Below are 20,442 nucleotides of genomic sequence, written 5' to 3'. Positions count from 1 at the left end.
TAGATTAGAGACCATGGCGGAATTCATCTACACCATGACCAAGGCCCGGAAGGCCGTGGGCGACAAGGTGATCCTCGACGACGTGAGCATGTCGTTCTTCCCCGGTGCCAAGATCGGCGTCGTGGGCCCGAACGGCGCGGGAAAGTCGACGATTCTCAAAATCATGGCGGGGCTCGACACCCCGTCCAACGGTGAGGCCCGGCTCTCACCGGGATACAGCGTCGGCATTCTGCTCCAGGAACCGCCGCTCAACGAGGAGAAGACCGTCCTCGGCAACGTCCAGGAGGGCGTGGCGGAGATTCACGCCAAGATCGAGCGCTTCAACGCGATCTCGGAGGAGATGGCGAGCCCCGACGCGGACTACGACTCCCTCCTCGAGGAGATGGGCAAGCTCCAGGAGGCCATCGACGCTGCCGATGCGTGGGACCTCGACTCCCAGCTCGAGCAGGCCATGGACGCGCTCCGCTGCCCGCCGCCTGACGCGGACGTCCGCGTCCTCTCGGGCGGTGAGCGCCGGCGCGTGGCCCTCTGCAAGCTGCTCCTGCAGAAGCCGGACCTCCTGCTCCTTGACGAGCCGACGAACCACCTCGACGCCGAGAGCGTCCAGTGGCTCGAGCAGCACCTCGCGAAGTACCACGGCGCCGTCCTCGCGGTGACCCACGACCGCTACTTCCTCGACCACGTCGCGGAGTGGATCTGTGAGGTCGACCGCGGCCGGCTCTACCCGTACGAGGGCAACTACTCGACGTACCTCGAGAAGAAGCGAGCCCGCCTCGAAGTCCAGGGCAAGAAGGACGTGAAGCTCGCCAAGCGCCTCGCCGAGGAACTCGAGTGGGTGCGCTCGAACGCGAAGGGACGCCAGACCAAGTCGAAGGCCCGTCTCGCGAAGTACGAGGAGATGGCGGCGGAGGCCGAGCGGACGCGCAAGCTCGACTTCGAGGAGATCCAGATCCCGCCGGGGCCGCGCCTCGGCCAGCTCGTGATCGAAGCCTCGAACCTCCGCAAGGGGTTCGGCGACCGGGTCCTCATCGACGGACTGTCGTTCTCCCTGCCCCGCAACGGCATCGTCGGCGTGATCGGCCCGAACGGCGTCGGCAAGACGACGCTGTTCAAGACGATCGTCGGCATGGAGGCGCTCGACGGCGGCGACCTCAAGGTCGGCGACTCGGTCAAGATCTCCTACGTCGACCAGAGCCGCGGCGGCATCGACCCGAACAAGACGCTGTGGGAGGTCGTCTCCGACGGCCTCGATCACATTCAGGTCGGCCAGGTCGAGATGCCCTCCCGCGCCTATGTCTCCGCGTTCGGCTTCAAGGGCCCGGACCAGCAGAAGAAGGCCGGCGTCCTCTCGGGCGGCGAGCGCAACCGCCTCAACCTTGCGCTCACGCTCAAGCAGGGCGGCAACCTCCTGCTCCTCGACGAGCCCACCAACGACCTCGACGTCGAGACGCTCGCGAGCCTCGAGAACGCGCTGCTCGAGTTCCCGGGCTGCGCCGTCGTGGTCTCCCACGACCGCTGGTTCCTCGACCGCGTCGCGACCCACATCCTCGCCTACGAGGGCACGGACGAGGACGAGTCGAAGTGGTACTGGTTCGAGGGCAACTTCGAGGCGTACGAGCAGAACAAGATCGAGCGCCTCGGTCCCGACGCTGCGGCTCCCCACCGGGTCACCCACCGGAAGCTCACGCGCGACTAACCAGGGACGCCTGAGCGCGGCGCGCGCCCAGGCGACGCGCGCCCAGGCGACGAACGACGACGGCGGAGGCCGGCTCCCAGCGCGGGGGCCGGCCTCCGCCGTCGTCGGTTGACTGCGGGCCTAGGGGAGGACCGGGAGCCGCACCATGCCCTCCTGGCCGACAGTGGCGACGTGGACCCCGTCGCGCGTGAAGATCCGCCCGACGCCGAGTCCGCGGGCGCCGTGGGCGCTCGGAGACTCCTGGACGTAGAGGAGCCATTCGTCGACGCGCACCGGTCGGTGCCACCACATCGCGTGGTCGAGGCTCGCGACGTTCATGTCCGGGGTGATCCAGCTGATCCCATGCCGACGCAGGATGGGCTCGAGCAGCGTGTAGTCGCTCGCATAGGCGAGGGCCGCGCGGTGGAGCCGCTCGTCGTCGGGCATGGGGCCGAACGTCTTCATCCACACGGCGTTGCGGGCCACCTGCTCGCCGCTCGCGGAAACGTAGAGCGCGGAGTCGACATGCCGCACGTCGAACGGCCGATCGAACGCCCAGTATTGGGCGATCGGGTGGTCGATGCTGCCGAGCAGGTCGGCGGTGCTCGGGAGCGTCTCAGGGGCGGGAACGTCCTGGGGCATGTCCGTTTGGTGGTCAATCCCCACCGCGTCGGTCTGGAACGAGGCAATCATCGAGAGGATCGGCTGCCCGTCCTGATAGGCATGGACCTGGCGGGCCGAGAACGAGCGTCCGTCGCGGAGCCGCTCGACGCCGAACGTGATCGACTTGTCGGCGTCGCCGGCGCGGAGGAAGTAGCCGTGCATCGAGTGGACCGCGCGGTCCGCGGGAACGGTCCGCGCCGCGGCGATGAGCGATTGGGCGAGGACCTGGCCGCCGAAGACGCGGTGCCGCGGCTGGCGCTCGCTGGGCCCGACGAACACGTCCTTGTCTGTCCGGGCTCCGCCCAGATTGTCGAGGTCCAGGAGGGTGAGCAGGGTGTCCGTGGGGCCGGTCTGGCGGGCGGGCGACGTCATGGCACGACACTAAACTCGCCGGTAGCCCGGCAACAAGCTGCGCAGTTCGCCGCGGTTCGGCGCGTGCGCGAAAATGGGAACATGCCAGCCCCCTACCAGTTCCCGCTTCACTTGCGCTTCGGCGACGTGGATTCGTACGGGCACGTGAACAACGTGCGCTTCCTCCAATTCCTCGAGGATGCCCGCGTGCACTGGCTCCGGGAGCCCGCTCCGGGCGGCGGGGACGGGCCTCGGACCGAACCGGGGCCCACGATGTTCGACTACGTGACGGAGGCGAACTTCACGCTCGTGGGACGGCACGAGATCGAGTACCTCGCGCCGCTCATGTACCGCCCCGCACCCATCGCCGTGAACCTGTGGGTGACGCGGGTGGGCGGATCGAGCTTCGACCTCGGCTACTCGGTCGCCGAGATCGACGGGAGCTCGTTGTACGCGTACGCTGCGACGTCCATGGTGCTCGTCAGCCGGTCGACGGGCCGCCCCGTCCGGCTGCCGCACGCGCTGCGGGCCGCGTTCGGCGAGTACGCCGGCCCGACCGTCCCGTTCCGGCGGCGCCCGCCGCTCCCGTCCGAGGCCGAGGCAGCGGCGTCGGTAGAAGGCGGCGCGGCGTGAGCGCGGCGGACGTTCAGACGGCCCTCGACCTCGGCGACCGCGAGGCCGTCGCAGACCTGCGGACGTTTATCGCCCGCGCCCGCGCCGTCGACGCGGGCGGGGCCGTGCGCCTGCAGGCCGTCGGTTCGGTGCTCGCCGCGTATGTCTGCGTCCTGTGGCCGCGGATGCTGGGCGAGGCCACGCCGACCGTTCTCGGGATGCGCGCGATCCCGCTCGCCCACCCGGCCGGCGTCGACGCGACCGTTCCGATGGCCGCCGTCGCCGACCGGCTGGCCCGCATGGGCGACGAGGGGACGCTCCTGGACGTCCCGCCGTCGTCCGTCCATGTCTCCTGGGCGGCGATCCGCCCGCCTCGCGGCCCGTGGACGCCGTCGGGCGCCGTGCCGAGCGAGGCGCTCGCCGCCGCCGCGGCGAGCGGCATGGCGGAGGTCGCGGCGACCGTGCCGCCGCAGCCCGGTCAGGCAGTGGTCGACGGCGCGCGGGCGGCGGTGTGGGGCAGGGACGTCGAGGGAGCCGATCGCCTGCCCGCCGGCGCGGCCTTTGCGGCCGAGGCGCTCGGCTTCCTCGCCCCCGGTGTGCCGATGCAGCGCTTCGAATGTGGCGCGTGGGTCCGGCTCAGCTCCCCGCGGGGGCATGTGCTGTGCCGCATTCCAGCGTCGAGGGCCGCGGGGCTCGGCACGTCGTAGGCACTCGCCGCGGCGCGCGTACCGGCCCGCTGCGTGAGCCGCTTCAGTCGTCGAACGTGTTGACGAGGGAGTGCGCGGCGCGTTCGAGGTAATCCCAGAGCGTCGCCTCATGGAGGGGCGAGAGGTGCAGCGCGTCGACCCCCGCGCGCATGTGGTGGAGCCAGCGGTCGCGCGCCTCTGGGTTGACCTTGAACGGCACGTGCCGCATGCGCAGCCGAGGGTGGCCCCGTTCCTCGCTGTACGTCGACGGTCCGCCCCAGTACTGCTCGAGGAACATCGTGAGCCGGCGTCGGGCCGGTCCGAGGTCCTCCTCGGGGTACAGGGGGCGCAGCACCGGGTCCTCGGCGACCCCTTCGTAGAAGACGTCGACGAGCTTGACGAACGCCTCGTGCCCACCGATTTCGGCGTAGAACGTGTTCGCGTAGTCCTCATGGGCGAACGGATCGTTGACCTTGAGCAAGTTGCGCCGCGGGAGCGGCTGGTTCCCCGCCGCCTGGCCCTCGTTCTGCGTCATGGGTCCGCCGTCCTTCCTCGGTGCTGCGCTGTTCTGACTGTTCAACCCGTTCCGACTGTTCAAACTGTCGCGGCGGGGCGATCATGCCCGCCGCGACAGGCGGCTACTCGCTGGCCCGCTGGCCCTGGGCGTCGGGGTTCGGGCCGGTCTGTTCCTGCCGAGGAACCGGACCGGTGGCGGGGGAGGGCGGGGTCGGCTCCGCGGCGGCGGGCGGGACGTACGATCCCTGCGAGCGATTGCCCACGCGCAGGATTTCGCCGTTGCGCAGGTACCAGATGGCTCCGTCCTCCCCGCGGACACGGGTGATGCGCAGCCCGACGCTCTCGACCGTGCCGACGACCTCGCCGGCGCCGAGCTCGATCACGTCGCCGATGCCGAACTGGTCCTCGAGCGTGAGGAAGATCCCGGACAGGAAGTCGCGGATGAGCTGCTGGGCGCCGAACGCGATCGCGACACCGAGGATTCCGACGCTGGTCAGGAGCGGCGCGATGTCCACGCCGAAGGCCTTGAGCACGTAGATGATCACAATCGTCGAGATCACGACGATCACGATCGAATTCAGGAGCGAGCCGATGGTCTGGGCGCGCTGCGCGCGGCGCTCGGAGTCGAGGGCGCGGAGTGCCGGCGCGGCCCAGCGGAAGATGCGGCGCCGGCTCAGCTGGCTGCCCGTCTGGACTCGCTTGACGACCTGGCGGATGAGGTACGACGCGAGGAGCCAGACCACGAGGCCGACGCCGATGACGATCGCTACTTGCAGCAGCGTCGAGTTGAAGGTGTTGACCGCCGAGCTGAGTTCCGCGGCGGTCAGCGGGGTGGGCGTGGACGTGGGCGACGCCGAGGGCGTGGGCGTGGGCGTGGGCGACGGCGTCGGAGACGCTGGCGAGGTCGCCGCGGCGACGTGGGTGGTCAGGGATGGCTGCAGGGAAAACAGCACGGCTGCTTGCCTCCTTGGCTGGGGGTGGGGGCAGGTCTGGGTGCCCTTCCACCCTAGCGAGGATCGGGCCTTAAGGCGTGGCGGGCTCGGGGCGCACGGGGAAGTTCACCGAGCGCGCAATGAAGCACAGATGGTGTGCCTCGTCGTGCAGCCTGTCCGCGAGCTCGCGCTGTCCCTCATCAGCAAGCCCGATGCGCGGCCTCAGGACCACCTCGGTGAACTCCCCGCTCCCGTCCCGATTGAGCCGCATGGTGCCCTCAGCGTGGTCTGTGTAATTCGTCACAATCACGCCGTGGTTCACGGCCACGTGGAGGTAGGAGAGCATGTGGCACTGCGAGAGCGCGGTCAGGAGCAGCTGTTCGGGGTTGTACCGGTCCTTGTCGCCGCGGAACGTCGGATCGGCAGACCCTGGAAGCACCGGCAGCCCGGGCAGGGCGACGTCGTGGTCGCGGCCGTAGTCGCGGTATCCCGACGTGCCCGTGCCCCGGTTCCCGGTCCACGTGACGGTGACGCTGTAGTGGTGCTGGTCGATCGCCATGCGCCAACGCTACCGATCTGCGGCCTGCGCGCGCAGCGCTCGCGCCACGCCATCCCGATTCTCGAGCATCATGCGGCGCAGGGCGCCCTGGTCGTCGCCGAGCGAGGCGATGAAGGCGTCGGTCCGCTCGAGCGTCGCCGCGGTCGTCTGCCGGGCGGGGTAGAGGCCGACGACGATCTGCTTGGCGAGCGCGTGGGTCCGCTTCGCCACGATCCCGGGGACCGCCTCGAAGTACTTCTCGGCGTACGGCGAGATGAGCTCCGCGTCGTGGACCCGGATGAACCCGTTGACCGCCGCCTGCTGGACCGCGTTCGAGAGCTCGCCGGTCTCGACGATCTGGCGCCAGGCTTCTGCCTTGGCCTCCGGTGTAGGCAGCGCCGCGGTCGCGAGGGCCGCGGCGCACTGGCCCGTCGACGTGTTGTCGTGGGCGAGTTCCTCCTGCACCCGGTCCCGGCCGATTCGGCCGCCCGCGGCCAGTGAGGCCACGAGCTCCCAGCGGAGGTCCTGGTCGACGGCGAGTCCAGGAAGCGCGACGCCACCGGTGAGGAGTCCGGCGACGGCGTCGAGGTGCTCCTCGGCGGACGCGAGCGCGGAGAACGCCTTGACGAACTGGAGCTGCGAGTCGGAGCCCGGCTGGGCGTCTGCCGCAAGCTGCCAGAGTCGGCCCGCGGCGGCACGCTTGGCCTCGGGCTGGGCGGCGGCGTCGACGTAGAAGTCGAGCGTCGTCGCGAGCTGTCGCAGGAGCGTCTGCACGACCGAGGAGTCCGTCTCCGAGCCGATGTTTGCGAGGACGAGCTCGGCGTACGAACGGGCGGGCGTCTCGCCGTCGCGCGCGCCGTCCCACGCCGAGCCCCAGACGAGGGCCCGGGGGAGGCTTTCGGCGATATCGCGGAGCCTGCCGGTCGCCGTCGCGAGGGACGTCGGATCGAGGCGCACCTTCGCGTAGGCGAGGTCGTCGTCGTTGAGCAGGATGAGGGCGGGCCGGGTCGTTCCGACGAGGCCGGGAACCTCGGTGACCGCTCCTTCGACGTCGAGCTCCTCGCGCCGCGTGCGAACGAGCCTGCCGTCCGCGCTCGGCTCGTAGAAGCCGATGGCGAGCCGGTGCGGGCGCAGCGTCGGCTGGGCGGCGGAGGCGGTCTGCCGGATCGCGAACGAGGCGATGGCGCCGTCGTCGTTCGTCTCGATCTCGGGGGCGAGCGTGTTGACGCCCGCCGTCTCGAGCCACAGCCGGCCCCAGGACGAAAGGTCGCGGCCGCTCGCGGCCTCGAGCTCTGCGAGGAGATCCGAGAGGACGGTGTTGGACCACGCGTGCTTCCCGAAGTAGGCGCGCACGCCGGACATGAACTGGTCTTGGCCGACCCATGCGACGAGCTGCTTGAGCACCGACGCGCCCTTCGCGTACGTGATGCCGTCGAAGTTCACCTCGACATCCGCGAGGTCGTTGATGTCGGCGAAGATCGGATGCGTCGTGGGGAGCTGGTCCTGGCGGTAGGCCCAGGACTTCTCCACGGAGGCGAACGTGGTCCACGCGTGGCCGAAATCGGGGGTGTCCGCCGCGGCGAGGTGGGACATGAACTCGGCGAAGGACTCGTTGAGCCACAGGTCGTCCCACCAGCGCATGGTCACGTAGTCGCCGAACCACATGTGCGCGAGCTCGTGCAGCACCGTGATGGCGCGGCGCTCGACCGTTGCCTGGGTCGGCTTGGAGCGGAAGACGTAGCTTTCGAGGATGGTCACCGCGCCGGCGTTCTCCATCGCGCCCGCGTTGAACTCGGGGACGAAGAGCTGGTCGTACTTCGCGAACGGGTACTCGCACCCGAACTGCTCCTCGAAGAAGGCGAAGCCGCGCTTCGTGGTGTCGAAGATGTTCTCCGCGTCGAGGTACTGCATGAGCGACTTGCGCGCGAAGAGGCCCAGCGGGATCGTCCTGCCCGCGGAGTTCACGACCTCGTCGTGGACGGCCTGGTATGGGCCCGCGATGAGGGCGGTCACGTAGCTCGGGATGCGTGGGGTCGGCTCGAACTGCCAGACGGAGCGGGCCGCACCGTCCTCGGAGGCGGCGGCCTGTGTGGGCTCCGGGGTCGGGGAGTTGGAGACGATCGCCCAGTGGGACGGCGCCGTCACCGTGAAGCGGAAGGAGGCCTTGAGATCGGGCTGCTCGAAGACCGCGTACATGCGGCGCGAGTCCGGGACCTCGAACTGCGTGTAGAGGTACACCTCGCCGTCGACCGGATCCACGAAGCGGTGGAGGCCCTCGCCCGTGTTCATGTACCGCGCGTCGGCGTCGACCACGAGCACGTTGTGGGCGGCGAGGCCCGGGAGCTGGATGCGGACGCCGTCCGCGACGTCCGAGGAATCGAGGGCCGCGCCGTTGAGCGTCACGGACCGAACCGAGTCGGTGATGGCGTCGATGAACGTGTGGGAACCGGGCACCGCGTCGAACTCGACGGTCGTGCGGGACCCGAAGACCCGCTCGCCCCTCGTGAGGTCGAGCTCGACGTCGTAGCTCTCGACCCGGAGCACGGACTTCGCCCGCTCGACGGCCTCGGACCGGGTCAGGTTCGTCCCTGGCATGCGCGCCTCCTGCACACTAGCGATCGCGGCGCTGTGGCGCGCCGCACATATTTGAAATTATTGTTTCAGTTCCCCGCCGCGTGCAAGTGTCGTCCCCGGTGTGACGCGCCCCCGAACGCCTGCGCTAGCGTGGACCCATGCGCGAGACGGAGGGGCGTTGGGACCGCAAGGCGGTCCGCTTCGCGATCGGCTACCCGATCCTCCTCGCGGCAGGCTTCTTCATCGCGGCACTGACGTTCCGTGGCCAGGTGCCAGAGCCAGTCGCGTGGCTCTGGGACGCCGACGGCGGGAAGGCGTTCGTACCGTTCTTCGTGTACCTCGGCGCGGGGGCCGGGACGGTCGTGGTCGTGGGCGTCCTCCTGTGCTTCCAGGCTGGGCTCCAGGGGCGGCCGCCGATCTCGCGCAAGATCTTCATGGCCGGCGGCGTGGGCATGTCGATGTTCCTCGTGACCGTGCTCGGGGCGGGCCTCATGGGCCAGGTCGGGGCCAAGGACGCGCGCCTGACTCATCCGGATTCCATCGTCCTCGCCTCCGGCAGCGGCGCGACCGTGGCCCTCGCGGTGGTGATGTTCATGATCTTCAAGCCGGACGAGCAGTGGAGCCCGCGGGACGAGGAGGCGCTGCGCGACATCCTCGAGCCGGAGCGGGCGCGCAACACCTTTGTCTTCTGGGCACACGCACGCCCCTCGGTGTTCGTCATGCTCGCGGTCCTCGGCATCGACCTGCCTCTCCTCGCCCTGCTCCTCTCCCCGTGGCTCGCGCTCGCGCTCGCGTTCGTCTCCCTCGCGGCCGCCTCGATGCTCATGCTCCGGGTCAGCGTCGGCCCGGACGAGGTCCGCCTCGCGTTCGCGGGCCTCATCCGCGTCGCGCGGATCCGGCCCGCGAACGTCCTCCGCGCCGGGTACGGCGCCGTCGTCGCCCGCTCGTTCGGTGGATGGGGCTACCGGCGCCGAGGAAAGCTCGTCTCGGCTCTCGTGGCGAGCGGCGAGGCCGTCGATGTGCTGTGCCGCGACGGGACCCGCTTCGTCTTCTCAGCGAAGGATCCGGCGCTCGCCGAGCGCGTAGCAGACGTGCTGCGCGGCGCCGCGGCCCAGTAGGCTGGGACCGGCCCTTCACTGACTCCGAGGAGATCCCCGCCGTGTCCAAGCCCCGTGTCCACATCGCCACCGATCACGCCGGGATGGAGCTCAGCGCCCATCTCGTGAACCACCTCGGTGCGCAGGGCTATGAGGTCATCGACCACGGCCCCGCTGACTACGATCCGCTCGACGACTACCCCGCGTTCTGCCTCCGCGCCGCACAGGCGGTCGTCGCAGACCAGGAGGCCGGCGTCGAGGCGCTCGGCATCGTGCTCGGCGGCTCGGGCAACGGCGAGCAGATCGCTGCCAACAAGGTCAGGGGAGTGCGGGCCGCGCTTGCGTGGAACCTCGACACGGCGCGCCTCGCGCGCGAGCACAACGATGCGAACGTCGTGGCCGTCGGCGGGCGCCAGCACAGCGTCGAGGAGGCGACGACGCTCATCGAGGCCTTCCTCGCGGAGCCGTTCAGCCACGACCCGCGGCACGTGCGGCGCATCGGCAAGATCGCCACCTACGAGGCCACCGGCGAGATCCTCGACTAGCACCAGAGGGCCGTCGATCCGCCGCCTCGCACGGCAGGTCGGCGAGGATCCGGCGCGACCTCCCGCCCGCCGTCGTGCGCCGTGTCGCGCGACACGGTCACGGCGTGTCGCCCGGCGAAATTTGACACCCTGTCGGCGAATTCGCTTTAGTTGAGTGCGCCCACGGGGGCGTAGCTCAATGGTAGAGCGCCAGTCTTCCAAACTGGATACGCGGGTTCGATTCCCGTCGCCCCCTCTGTGACGCCCTCGATGGTGCGAATGTGCGCGCCCGGATGGACGCCTGTATTGTGGTCTCTGCACCAGAGACGGGGTGTAGCTCAGCTTGGCTAGAGCGCCTGCTTTGGGAGCAGGAAGTCGCAGGTTCAAATCCTGTCATCCCGACAGTTCCGCCGTCGGCAAGCCAGCCAGGGCGGCAACCCTCAACCAACCATTCAGGAGTGCCACGCTGTGAAGAGCGCCGCCGAGAACCTTAGCCCCACCCGCGTCAAGCTCAACGTCGAGGTCCCGTTCGACGAACTCAAGCCGAACATCGACGCGGCGTACCAGCAGGTCGCCGAGCAGATCCAGGTGCCGGGCTTCCGCAAGGGCAAGGTTCCCGTCCGCATCATCGACCAGCGCGTGGGCCGTGGCTACGTCCTCGAGACGGCGATCAACGACGGCCTCAACGACTGGTACCAGCAGGCCGTCGCCGAGACGGGGATCCGCCCGCTTTCGCGCCCCGAGGTCGAGATCACCGAGGTTCCCGACCCGAGCGCCACTGATGGCGAGCTCAAGTTCCAGGTCGAGGTCGACGTGCGTCCCGAGGTCGAGCTCCCCGACTACTCCGGCATCAAGGTCGACGTCGAGGCCGCCCAGGCTTCGGACGACGACGTCACGAAGTCGCTCGACGAGCTCCGCGGCCGCTTCGGCACGCTCAAGCCGGTGGATCGTCCCGCTCAGGCCGATGACTTCCTGACGATCGACCTCACCGCAAAGGTCGGCGAGGAAGAGGTCGACTCGGCAGCGGGCCTTTCCTACCAGGTCGGCTCGGGCACCATGCTCGACGGCCTCGACGAGGCCGTGACGGGTCTCAGCGCCGACGAGGAGACGATCTTCGCGACGAAGCTTGCCGGTGGCGAGCACGCGGGCGAGGAGGCCCAGGTGACGGTCAAGGTCACGGCGGTCAAGGAGCGCGAGCTCCCTGAGGCCGACGACGACTTCGCCCAGCTCGCGTCCGAGTTCGACACGATCGCCGAGCTCCGCGATGACCTCGCGAAGCAGGCCGCGGAGTCCAAGGTCACCCAGCAGGGTGTCGAGGCCCGGGACAAGGTCCTCGACAAGCTCGTCGAGCTCATCGAGGTGCCGGTTCCCGAGTCGGTCATCGCCGACCAGGTCGAGGCGCACTTCAACCCCGAGGCCAGCGGCCACTCCGCTGCCGAGGACCACGACACGGAAGAGCACCGTGCGGAGGTCCTCGCGAACACCGAGCGCGCCTTCAAGAACGAGGTCATCCTCGACGCGATCGCGGACAAGGAGGAGATCGGTGTCTCGCAGAGCGAGCTCATCGAGTACCTCATCGCGACCGCGTCGCAGTACGGCATGGACCCGAACCAGTTCGCCCAGATCATGGACCAGTCCGGCCAGGTCCCGATGATGGTCGGCGAGGTCCGCCGTCGCAAGGCGCTCGCAGTGGTTCTCGGGCAGGCCGAGGTGACCGACTCCCAGGGCAACGCCGTGGACCTGACCGAGTTCGTCCGCCCGTCCGGCGAAGAGGAGCTCGTCGAAGAGGGCGCCGACGAGGCCGCCGCCGACGTCATCCCGAGCGACGACCCCGCCGCCGCCAAGTTCTGACGCACCTTCCAGAAGGGCCGTCCCCCGCGCCGCACGGCGCAGGGGGCGGCCCTTCTGGCATCCCCTGCCCGGTGCTGGCCGCGGTGGCATGCGCCTAAAGCGAACAGCGGCGACGCGCGGAACAAACGTCCGCCCAAACGGGCTAGTGTCCCTGTAGCAGCAACCAGACTCTGCAGCAGATCGAGAGGTATCGCACCATGCCACAGCAGGAGAGCACGCCGAGCATGGCCGGGCCCGCGGAGGGCAACGGCCAGGACTTCATCTACCAGCGGCTCCTCAAGGAGCGCATCATCTGGCTCGGCTCGGAGGTCAGGGACGACAATGCGAACACGATCTGCTCGCAGCTCCTCCTCCTCTCAGCCGAGGATCCCGAGAAGGACATCTATCTCTACATCAATTCGCCCGGTGGTTCGGTGACGGCAGGCATGGCCATCTACGACACGATGCAGTTCATCCCGAACGACGTTGTGACCGTTGCGACAGGCCTCGCCGCCTCGATGGGACAGTTCCTGCTCTCCTCGGGCACGAAGGGCAAGCGCTACGCGACCCCGCACGCGCGAATCCTCATGCACCAGCCCTCGGGCGGGATCGGGGGCACCGCGTCGGACATCAAGATCCAGGCGGAGCTCATCCTGCACATGAAGCAGGTCATGGCTCAGCTCACGGCCGACCAGACGGGCCAGGACATCGAGACCATCCTCAGGGACAACGACCGCGACAAGTGGTTCACGGCCACGGAGGCGCTCGAGTACGGGTTCTTCGACAAGATCGCTGAGCGCGCCGGGCACGTCACCGGCGGCGGCGGGACGGACAAGTAAGAGACGCCAGGTCGAACAAGGAGCACGAAATGAATCACAACATGGGCGTCAACCCGGCGGGCCTGCCCACGAGCCGTTATATCCTGCCGCAGTTCGAAGAGCGCACGCCGTACGGCTTCAAGCGCCAGGACCCGTACACGAAGCTGTTCGAGGACCGCATCATCTTCATGGGTGTCCAGGTGGACGACGCGTCCGCGGACGACATCATGGCGCAGCTGCTCGTCCTCGAGGCCAACGATCCCGACCGCGACATCACGATGTACATCAACTCGCCGGGCGGTTCATTCACGGCGATGACGGCGATCTACGACACGATGCAGTTCATCCGGCCCGAGATCCAGACCGTGTGCCTCGGCATGGCGGCTTCGGCCGCGGCGGTCCTGCTCGCTGCCGGGACGCCGGGCAAGCGCCTCGCGCTGCCGAACTCGACCGTCATGATCCACCAGCCGTCCCTCTCGGGCGGCCAGGGCGGCCAGGCCACAGACCTCGAGATCCAGGCCCGCGAGGTGCTGCGCATGCGCGAATGGCTCGAGACGACATGGGCCAAGCACTCGAACAAGACGCCCGAGGAGATCAGCCGCGACATCGAGCGCGACCTCTTCCTCACGGCCCCCGAGGCCCAGGCCTACGGACTTGTCGACGAGGTGCTCGAGTCGCGCAAGATCCGGCAGAGCGCGATCGCCCGCTGACGGCCACTCGCCGGGCGTGTCGTGACATGCGCCGGTGCCGCCCAGAAATCTTCGGCGGCACCGGCGTTTGGCATCGGTGCGCTGTCGGCCCAGTGTCCTACAGTGGAGTGGTTACGGCTTCTGCCCCTACACGAAGGGATTCGACGAATGGCTCGAATTGGTGAGAGCGCGGATCTGCTGAAGTGCTCGTTCTGCGGGAAGAGCCAGAAGCAGGTCCGGAAGCTCATCGCGGGCCCCGGGGTCTACATCTGCGACGAGTGCATCGAACTCTGCAACGAAATCATCGAGGAGGAGCTCGCCGAGGTTTCGGATCTGGGCAGCTTCGAACTGCCCAAGCCGCGTGAGATCTTCGATTTCCTCCAGGAGTACGTTGTCGGCCAGGAGCCCGCCAAGCGCGCGCTGGCCGTCGCGGTCTACAACCACTACAAGAGGATCCAGGCCGGCCACGGCTCGAAGTCCGGCTCGCTCGCCGAAGGGCACGGGCACGAAGACGTCGAGATCGCCAAGTCCAACATCCTCCTTATCGGACCCACGGGCTGCGGCAAGACCTATCTCGCCCAGACGCTCGCGCGGCGGCTCAACGTCCCGTTTGCGGTGGCAGACGCGACGGCCCTCACGGAGGCGGGCTACGTCGGCGAGGATGTCGAGAACATCCTGCTCAAGCTCATCCAGGCCGCTGACTACGACGTCAAGAAGGCGGAGCAGGGAATCATCTACATCGATGAGATCGACAAGATCTCGCGCAAGAGCGAGAATCCGTCGATCACGCGGGACGTCTCGGGCGAGGGTGTCCAGCAGGCGCTCTTGAAGATCCTCGAGGGCACGGTCGCCTCTGTCCCACCCCAGGGCGGGCGCAAGCATCCGCACCAGGAGTTCATCCAGATCGACACGACGAACGTCCTCTTCATCGTCGCTGGCGCGTTCGCGGGGCTCGAGGAGATCATCGGCCAGCGGGCCGGCAAGAAGGGGATCGGCTTCGGCGTGCCGTTGAGCTCGATCACGAAGCACGAGAGCTCGTATGCGGATGTCATGCCGGAGGATCTCCTCAAGTTCGGCCTCATCCCAGAGTTCATCGGCCGCCTGCCGGTCATCACCACCGTGGAGAACCTGGACCGTCCGGCCCTCATGCAGATCCTGACTGAACCGAAGAACGCCCTGGTGAAGCAGTACCAGAAGATGTTCCAGCTCGACGGCGTCGAGCTGCACTTCGAGGATGGCGCCCTTGAGGCGATCTCGGACCTCGCTCTCGAGCGCGGCACGGGCGCCCGTGGTCTGCGGGCCATCATGGAGGAGGTTCTGCTCCCCGTGATGTTCGACCTGCCGAGCCGCGAGGACGTCGCGAGCGTCGTGGTGACGCGCGACGTCGTCATTCGTCACGAGGAGCCTCGGCTCATTCCGCACAGCGTGGTCGCCAAGCGGCGCACGAAGTCGGCCTAGCCGCACAGGCACGCGAAGGGGCCCGGCACCGTGGTGCCGGGCCCCTTCGCGTGGATTGGCTATGCGGCGGCGCTCCGCGCGCTCTTACGCGCTCGCCGTATGGACGACGGCGCGGGCCGGGATCGGCTCGATCTTCCCCATGAGCAGGAGATACGAGGCGAGTCCTCCGATGAGCGCGACGCCGCCGATGAGGAACGCGTAGAAGAAGTGCCCCGTAGCGTCGACCACGAAGCCGGTCACGATCGGCGCGGCGACGCCCGCGAGCAGGTTGACGCAGTTCACGATCGCCGCGAGCGACCCCGCGCTTCCCTCGGGCGCGATCAGCGCAGGGAGCGAGTTGCTCGTGACGTAGACGAGGGCAATGCCTGCGCTGCCGATCGCGATCCAGATGATCGCGACGAGCGGAGTGTTGCTGAAGGCGGCGCCGACCGTGAACAGCGCCACGATCATGCCTGCCACGAGCACGCCCTTGCGGACCTTGTCCGGGTTCGCGCCGCGGCCGATCACGCGGTCAACCCACCAGCCGCCGATGGTCATCTCGGAGACGAACATCGCGAACGCGGGGACGGCAGCGTAGAGGCCGCTCTGGAGGACGCTCTGGTTCATGCTCGTCTGCATGTAGCCGGGGAGCCAGGTGAGCAGCATCCAGAGGACGTAGCCGGCACCCGCGAGGCCCAGCGAGAGCCCCCAGACCTTGCGCTGGCGAAGGAGGTAGGCCACGGTGGCCCAGTCGCTCTGCGGACGGACGTCCTCGCTCGAGGCGCCGCCGTCGACGATGTAGCGGTACTCGCCGTCCGTCATCCGGCCCCTCGCGAGGCGCGCCTTGGGCCCCGAATACCGCCACAGGAACGCGACGAGGAAGACGACCGAGAGTCCGGCCTGGAGCCAGAACGCCTCGCGCCAGCCCCACGTGGAGACCGTGAAGGCGATGAGGGGAAGCCCCAGGACGTTGGCCAGGCGTGTGCCGCTGTCGAAGATCGCGGTGCAGAGCCCGCGCTCGTGGCGGGGGAACCACTGGCCGGTGGCCTTCATGGCGCCGGGGAACGCGGGGGCCTCGGCGACGCCCAGAAGCACTCGGGCCACGATGATGACCCAGGCCCCGGATGCGATGGCGGTGAGGGCGGACGCGACAGTCCAGAGGACGGCACTCGCGCCCCAGATCTTCTTGACGCCGAAGCGGTCCAGGAGCATGCCGGAGGGAATCTGCATGATCGCGTAGGACCAGAGGAAGGCGGACGAGAGGACGCCGAATTCCGTGGCGGTGAGCCCGAAGTCCTGGGTCAGCGGGTGCTGCGTGACCGAGATCGAGAGGCGGTCGACGTAGTTGATGAGGATGCCGAAGCCCATGAGCAGGGCGACGCTCCAGCGTGCACGTCCGCGCGGACGGACGGGCGGGGTGGTCTGCCCTGGGGCGGGGTTCTTCGATACCTGAGACAACAAGGGTGCTCCTATCGGGCGATCAGGGTTTCGGAAGCTGGGCGACGCTGCCGCGGCTTCCTAGCGCGCGCCGAACTCGCCTTCAGCGCGTCGCAGGGGGTGGGTAACATCGAGCCCGTTCTTTGTCGGTCGGGGATTGTCGTGAGCCTTCTCACGTCAGCGGGGGTAAAACCAGAGTAGGCGAATCATTTCTGATTCCACAAGAAGAAATTCAATTTCCATCTGTCGAGAATATTGGTATCCCAAACAGAGCCGTCCGGAGCGGCGGAATACGATGGCGAAGAACGCATCGCCCGAGGGAAGGAGACCGGCATGACCGCAGAGGCAACCACGCGAGCAACCGCAGGAGCAGAGGCCGTGAAGAGCAGGGCCGACTTTTGGTTCGACCCGGCCTGTCCGTTCGCATGGGTCACGTCGAGGTGGATCGGCGAGGTGGAGGGGGTCCGCGACGTCGAGACCCAGTGGCACGTCATGAGCCTCTCAGTGCTCAACGAGGGGCGAGAGCTCGACCCCGACTACCAGCGCGCGATGGATCAGAACTGGGGACCCGTGCGTGTCATCATCGCGGCGTCGGAGCTGCACGGGGACGAGCACATCAAGCCCCTCTACGACGCCATGGGAACGCTCATCCATGAAGAGGGCGTCAAGGACCGGCCAGAGGTCATCCGGCGCGCGCTCGAGCAGGTAGGCCTCCCCAGCAGCCTGGCCGACTATGCCGACTCCGACGAGTTCGACGCCCAGCTGAGGGCGAGCCACAAGTCCGGGATCGAGCTTGTGGGCCAGGAAGTCGGGACGCCGATCGTGGCATTCAACGGCACGGCGTTCTTCGGACCCGTCATGACCCGGGTGCCGAAGGGCCATGAGGCGGGCGAGATCTGGGATGCCTCTGTGGCGCTCGCGTCCTACCCTCACTTCTTCGAGATCAAGCGGACACGCACGGAGCACCCCAAGGCTGGGTGAAGCTGGCTCGGCGGTCGGTCGGTCCCGCCGCGGGCCGGACGTGAGTGCTGATTCGGGCTCGGGACCTGCCGATCCCGAGCCCGAATTACGCGCCTGTACTTCGCCGATCGGCCTTGCACCCCGTTGTGGCTCGGATCACAATGGAAGGTACCTCCTCCAGGAAGAGGAGGACGTGGAAACCGAAGATTCAGTGACAGTCGATTCGACGCAGCCTCAGGCAAAGCCGGCGACTGGTCCTCAGTGACACAGGACAAGACCTGGATTCCAAGGATTCCACCAGACTGGGAGATGTCACCGAACAGTCGACAAAGTCGAAGCCCCACCAACGCGGAAACGCTGATGGGGCTTCCCCTTTGCCCTGGGACTCCTGCTCGCTCTGGGGCTCTTGCCTAGAGGTCCCAGAGAGCCGCGAGAATCAGACCTCTGCCGCCGCCAGTTCGACCCCCGAGACCTTGAGCTCGTCCGCGCCGTCCTCGAGGCTGAGCTCCCGTGCGTTGGCGGCGGCCTGGAGATCGCCGAGGCCGTCCCTGAGCTGGGCGATCTGCTTGGCCGGGGCGGAGACGGTCGCGGAGAGCACCTCGGTGCGCTGCTTCACCTTGGCCTCAGACTTCGCCTTGCGGATGCCGGAGAGGGCGAGCCCGACCGTGGCCAGCATGCCCAGATCGCCTTCGACGAGGAGCGGCTCGGGCCACGGGGCACGGTGGACAGAATCGGCACGCCACCAGCTCCACACCTCCTCGGTCGCAAACGGCAGGATCGGTGCAAAGAGGCGCAGGATCGCGTCGAGGGTCGTCGCGAGGGCCGCCAGCACCGAGGCCTGCTGGGCGTCGCCCTGGGCGCCATAAGCGCGATCCTTGACGAGCTCCACGTAGTCGTCCGTGAACTGCCAGAAGAACGACTCCGTGATCTGCAGTGCTCGTGCCGGGTCGTAGCCGGCGAAGGCGGAACCGGCCTGGGCCACGACGTCCGAAAGCTGCGCAAGGAGCGCACGGTCGAGCGGGTTCACGAGCACGGCATCGTTCGGCTCGCGGATCACGTTCGCCTCCGTTGCGCCGAGTCCCAGCACGAACTTGGAAGCGTTGAGGATCTTGATCGCAAGGCGGCGGCCGATCTTCATCTGCGCGACCTCGAAGGCCGTGTCCGCTCCGAGCTTCGCCGACGCGGCCCAGTAGCGGACCGCGTCCGCACCGTACTCCTCGAGGATGTCGGTGGGCACCACGACGTTGCCCTTCGACTTCGACATCTTCTTGCGGTCGGGGTCGAGGACCCAGCCCGAGATCGCGGCGTTGCGCCACGGCGTGCAGCCGTGGAGCGCGTCGGCGCGGACGGCGGTCGAGAACAGCCATGTCCGGATGATCTCGTGCGCCTGCGGGCGCAGGTCGAACGGGAACACGTTGGCGAAGAACTGGTCGTCGCGGCTCCAGCGCCCCACGATCTGGGGGGTCAGCGAGGACGTGGCCCACGTGTCGAGCACGTCGGGATCGCCCGTGAACCCGCCCGGCTGGTCGCGCTGCGACTCGTCGTAGCCGGGTGCCGGCTCTGCCACGGGGTCGACGGGCAGCATGGAATCGTCGGGGACGATCGGGTTCTCGTAGTCGGGGTTCCCGCCCTCGTCGAGGCGGTACCACACGGGGATCGGGACCCCGAAGAATCGCTGGCGGGAGACGAGCCAGTCGCCGTTGAGGCCCTCGACCCAGTTTTCGTAGCGCGAGCGCATGAACCCGGGGTGCCATGCGAACTCGCGGCCGCGCTCGAGCAGGCGTGCGCGCCGGTCGGCGTCCCGCCCACCGTTGCGGATGTACCACTGGCGGCTCGTGACGACCTCGAGCGGCTTGTCGCCCTTCTCGTAGAAGTTCACGGGGTGCATGATCTTCTTCGGCTCGCCGTCGAGCAGCCCCTGCTCGGAGAGCAGCTTGACCACGCCCTCCTTTGCGGAGAACGCGGTCTTCCCTGCGATCTCGGCGTAGGCGGCCTGGCCCTCCTCGGACGTGATCCACTCGGGAGTCTCGGCCTGGAGGCGGCCGTCGCGGCCGATGATCGAGCGCGTGGGGAGCTGGAGCTCACGCCACCAGGTGACGTCGGTGAGGTCACCGAAGGTGCACACCATCGCGATGCCAGAACCCTTGTCCGGCTTCGCGAGCGGGTGCGCCTTCACTTCGACCTCGACGCCGAAGAGCGGCGAGCGCACGGTTGTCCCGAAGATCGGCTGGTAACGCTCGTCGTCCGGGTGCGCCACGAGCGCGGCGCACGCGGCGAGCAGCTCGGGGCGGGTCGACTCGATGTGAACCTGCCGGCCGTCGTCGGCCGTGAAGGCATACCGGTAGTAGGCGCCCGGCACCTCGCGGTCCTCGAGCTCCGCCTGGGCCACAGCCGTGCGGAACGTGACGTCCCAGAGGGTGGGCGCCTCCGCGAGGTAGGCGTCCCCCTCAGAGAGGTTGCGCAGGAACGCCCGCTGCGAGACGGCGCGCGACGCGCTGTCGATCGTGCGGTACGTCATGTCCCAGTCGACGGACAGCCCGAGCGTCTTGAAGAGATGCTCGAAAACCTTCTCGTCCTCGACCGCGAGCTCTTCGCACAGCTCGATGAAGTTGCGCCGGGAGACGACGTCGAAGTCGCGCTGGTTCTTGGCGGGCTGGGCAGGCGGCCGGTAGTCGGCGTCGTACGGGATGCTCGGGTCGCACCGCACGCCGAAGTAGTTCTGGACGCGGCGCTCGGTCGGGAGGCCGTTGTCGTCCCAGCCCATGGGGTAGAACACGTTCTTGCCCGTCATGCGCTGGTAGCGCGCCAGGAGATCGGTCTGCGTGAAGGAGAACATGTGTCCCACGTGGAGCGAGCCCGAGGCCGTCGGCGGGGGAGTGTCGATCGAGTAGACCTGCTCCCGACTCGTGTCCGGCTCGTACCGGTAGGTGCCCGCGGCGAGCCAGCGGTCGGTGAGCTTGGCCTCGAGGCCCTCGAGGGCGGGCTTCTCGGGGACGGTCGCGGCGCGGGCCGCTGAGGCGGCTGGGCCGGACTGGCGAGGGGCGGCTGGGCGGGACTCTGGGGTGGGCGTGTCTGTACCCGTGGTGTTCGCTTCAGGCATGCG

17 protein-coding genes and 2 tRNA genes are annotated in these 20,442 nt (G+C 68.4%); 12 read left to right on the top strand and 7 right to left on the bottom strand.

Translation table 11 applies throughout. The features are described 5' to 3' along the window. Positions 1–13 precede the first annotated feature (13 nt). Positions 14–1,696: an energy-dependent translational throttle protein EttA gene (gene ettA / locus E6A26_RS11290; RefSeq protein ID WP_136611305.1), complete on the top strand. Its 1,683-nt coding sequence runs from the start codon at positions 14–16 to the stop codon at positions 1,694–1,696. A 120-nt stretch (positions 1,697–1,816) separates the two neighbouring features. Here the strand turns inward: ettA and E6A26_RS11285 are convergent, their stop codons facing one another. Continuing rightward, positions 1,817–2,710: an acyl-CoA thioesterase gene (locus E6A26_RS11285; protein ID WP_136611304.1), complete on the bottom strand. Its 894-nt coding sequence runs from the start codon at positions 2,708–2,710 to the stop codon at positions 1,817–1,819. Positions 2,711–2,791: 81 nt separating this feature from the next. Here E6A26_RS11285 and E6A26_RS11280 point away from each other — a divergent pair, with 81 nt between their 5' ends. Together E6A26_RS11280 and E6A26_RS11275 are read left to right on the top strand one after the other, a co-directional pair. Then, a complete protein-coding gene (locus tag E6A26_RS11280) occupies positions 2,792–3,322 on the top strand; it encodes an acyl-CoA thioesterase (RefSeq protein WP_136611303.1) in 531 nt (176 codons plus the stop codon). Beyond that, positions 3,319–4,008, top strand: a complete 690-nt coding sequence (locus E6A26_RS11275) for a hypothetical protein (protein ID WP_136611302.1) — start codon at positions 3,319–3,321, stop codon at positions 4,006–4,008. Before E6A26_RS11280 ends, E6A26_RS11275 begins: the two co-directional genes overlap by 4 nt. A gap of 43 nt (positions 4,009–4,051) precedes the next feature. Here the strand turns inward: E6A26_RS11275 and E6A26_RS11270 are convergent, their stop codons facing one another. The 4 genes from E6A26_RS11270 to pepN form a co-directional block, all read right to left on the bottom strand. Beyond that, the gene (locus tag E6A26_RS11270) at positions 4,052–4,522 is read right to left on the bottom strand and encodes a globin (protein WP_136611301.1); all 471 of its coding nucleotides are present in this window, start codon (positions 4,520–4,522) and stop codon (positions 4,052–4,054) included. A gap of 103 nt (positions 4,523–4,625) precedes the next feature. Beyond that, positions 4,626–5,330, bottom strand: a complete 705-nt coding sequence (locus E6A26_RS11265) for a mechanosensitive ion channel family protein (RefSeq protein ID WP_136611403.1) — start codon at positions 5,328–5,330, stop codon at positions 4,626–4,628. 196 nt (positions 5,331–5,526) lie between these two features. Next, positions 5,527–5,994, bottom strand: a complete 468-nt coding sequence (locus E6A26_RS11260) for an OsmC family protein (protein WP_136611300.1) — start codon at positions 5,992–5,994, stop codon at positions 5,527–5,529. A 9-nt stretch (positions 5,995–6,003) separates the two neighbouring features. Then, complete coding sequence (pepN, locus tag E6A26_RS11255; RefSeq protein ID WP_136611299.1) at positions 6,004–8,568, bottom strand: aminopeptidase N; 2,565 nt, start codon at positions 8,566–8,568, stop codon at positions 6,004–6,006. Positions 8,569–8,705: 137 nt separating this feature from the next. Here pepN and E6A26_RS11250 point away from each other — a divergent pair, with 137 nt between their 5' ends. The 8 genes from E6A26_RS11250 to clpX all read left to right on the top strand — a co-directional run bounded on the left by E6A26_RS11250 (position 8,706) and on the right by clpX (position 14,963). Next, on the top strand, positions 8,706–9,665 hold the full coding sequence (locus tag E6A26_RS11250) for a hypothetical protein (protein ID WP_136611298.1): 960 nt from the start codon (positions 8,706–8,708) through the stop codon (positions 9,663–9,665). Positions 9,666–9,706: 41 nt separating this feature from the next. Beyond that, positions 9,707–10,189, top strand: coding sequence for a ribose-5-phosphate isomerase (locus E6A26_RS11245; RefSeq protein WP_136611297.1), 483 nt, complete (start codon positions 9,707–9,709; stop codon positions 10,187–10,189). Positions 10,190–10,353: 164 nt separating this feature from the next. Then, a tRNA-Gly gene (locus E6A26_RS11240) sits at positions 10,354–10,424 on the top strand. Positions 10,425–10,495: 71 nt separating this feature from the next. Then, positions 10,496–10,570, top strand: a tRNA-Pro gene (locus E6A26_RS11235). 66 nt (positions 10,571–10,636) lie between these two features. Then, on the top strand, positions 10,637–12,019 hold the full coding sequence (tig, locus tag E6A26_RS11230) for a trigger factor (protein WP_136611296.1): 1,383 nt from the start codon (positions 10,637–10,639) through the stop codon (positions 12,017–12,019). A gap of 197 nt (positions 12,020–12,216) precedes the next feature. Then, positions 12,217–12,837 carry an ATP-dependent Clp protease proteolytic subunit gene (locus tag E6A26_RS11225; RefSeq protein WP_407695378.1) on the top strand — a complete coding sequence of 207 codons (621 nt, stop codon included), beginning with the start codon at positions 12,217–12,219 and terminating at the stop codon, positions 12,835–12,837. A 29-nt stretch (positions 12,838–12,866) separates the two neighbouring features. Then, on the top strand, positions 12,867–13,526 hold the full coding sequence (locus E6A26_RS11220) for an ATP-dependent Clp protease proteolytic subunit (RefSeq protein ID WP_136611295.1): 660 nt from the start codon (positions 12,867–12,869) through the stop codon (positions 13,524–13,526). Positions 13,527–13,673: 147 nt separating this feature from the next. Continuing rightward, positions 13,674–14,963 carry an ATP-dependent Clp protease ATP-binding subunit ClpX gene (gene clpX, locus E6A26_RS11215; protein ID WP_136611294.1) on the top strand — a complete coding sequence of 430 codons (1,290 nt, stop codon included), beginning with the start codon at positions 13,674–13,676 and terminating at the stop codon, positions 14,961–14,963. A gap of 84 nt (positions 14,964–15,047) precedes the next feature. On the opposite strand, the gene E6A26_RS11210 is transcribed toward clpX, so the two are convergent. Beyond that, entirely contained in the window at positions 15,048–16,403 is a 1,356-nt protein-coding gene (locus tag E6A26_RS11210) for an MFS transporter (RefSeq protein ID WP_136611293.1), read from the bottom strand. Between the two features lie 309 nt (positions 16,404–16,712). Between E6A26_RS11210 and E6A26_RS11205 the strand changes: the two genes are divergently transcribed. Beyond that, a complete protein-coding gene (locus tag E6A26_RS11205) occupies positions 16,713–17,360 on the top strand; it encodes a DsbA family protein (RefSeq protein ID WP_136611292.1) in 648 nt (215 codons plus the stop codon). 415 nt (positions 17,361–17,775) lie between these two features. Here E6A26_RS11205 and valS read toward each other — a convergent pair whose 3' ends face one another. Continuing rightward, the gene (valS, locus tag E6A26_RS11200) at positions 17,776–20,439 is read right to left on the bottom strand and encodes a valine--tRNA ligase (protein WP_136611291.1); all 2,664 of its coding nucleotides are present in this window, start codon (positions 20,437–20,439) and stop codon (positions 17,776–17,778) included. Between the last annotated feature and the right edge of the window lie 3 nt (positions 20,440–20,442).

It is taken from the genome of Sinomonas albida, from assembly GCF_004919045.1.
In the GTDB taxonomy this organism is placed as follows: Bacteria; Actinomycetota; Actinomycetes; order Actinomycetales; family Micrococcaceae; genus Sinomonas; species Sinomonas albida.
Note: the sequence above shows the minus strand (reverse complement) of the source record. Positions and strands in the feature narration are given on the sequence as shown.

Coding starts and splice junctions, on each gene's coding strand:
- E6A26_RS11250 (WP_136611298.1), top strand. CDS start 8,706: ATGCGCGAGACGGAGGGGCGTTGGGACCGCAAGGCGGTCCGCTTCGCG.
- E6A26_RS11220 (WP_136611295.1), top strand. CDS start 12,867: ATGAATCACAACATGGGCGTCAACCCGGCGGGCCTGCCCACGAGCCGT.
- clpX (WP_136611294.1), top strand. CDS start 13,674: ATGGCTCGAATTGGTGAGAGCGCGGATCTGCTGAAGTGCTCGTTCTGC.
- E6A26_RS11285 (WP_136611304.1), bottom strand. CDS start 2,710: ATGACGTCGCCCGCCCGCCAGACCGGCCCCACGGACACCCTGCTCACC.
- ettA (WP_136611305.1), top strand. CDS start 14: ATGGCGGAATTCATCTACACCATGACCAAGGCCCGGAAGGCCGTGGGC.
- E6A26_RS11205 (WP_136611292.1), top strand. CDS start 16,713: ATGACCGCAGAGGCAACCACGCGAGCAACCGCAGGAGCAGAGGCCGTG.
- E6A26_RS11260 (WP_136611300.1), bottom strand. CDS start 5,994: ATGGCGATCGACCAGCACCACTACAGCGTCACCGTCACGTGGACCGGG.
- valS (WP_136611291.1), bottom strand. CDS start 20,439: ATGCCTGAAGCGAACACCACGGGTACAGACACGCCCACCCCAGAGTCC.
- E6A26_RS11225 (WP_407695378.1), top strand. CDS start 12,217: ATGCCACAGCAGGAGAGCACGCCGAGCATGGCCGGGCCCGCGGAGGGC.
- E6A26_RS11280 (WP_136611303.1), top strand. CDS start 2,792: ATGCCAGCCCCCTACCAGTTCCCGCTTCACTTGCGCTTCGGCGACGTG.
- pepN (WP_136611299.1), bottom strand. CDS start 8,568: ATGCCAGGGACGAACCTGACCCGGTCCGAGGCCGTCGAGCGGGCGAAG.
- E6A26_RS11270 (WP_136611301.1), bottom strand. CDS start 4,522: ATGACGCAGAACGAGGGCCAGGCGGCGGGGAACCAGCCGCTCCCGCGG.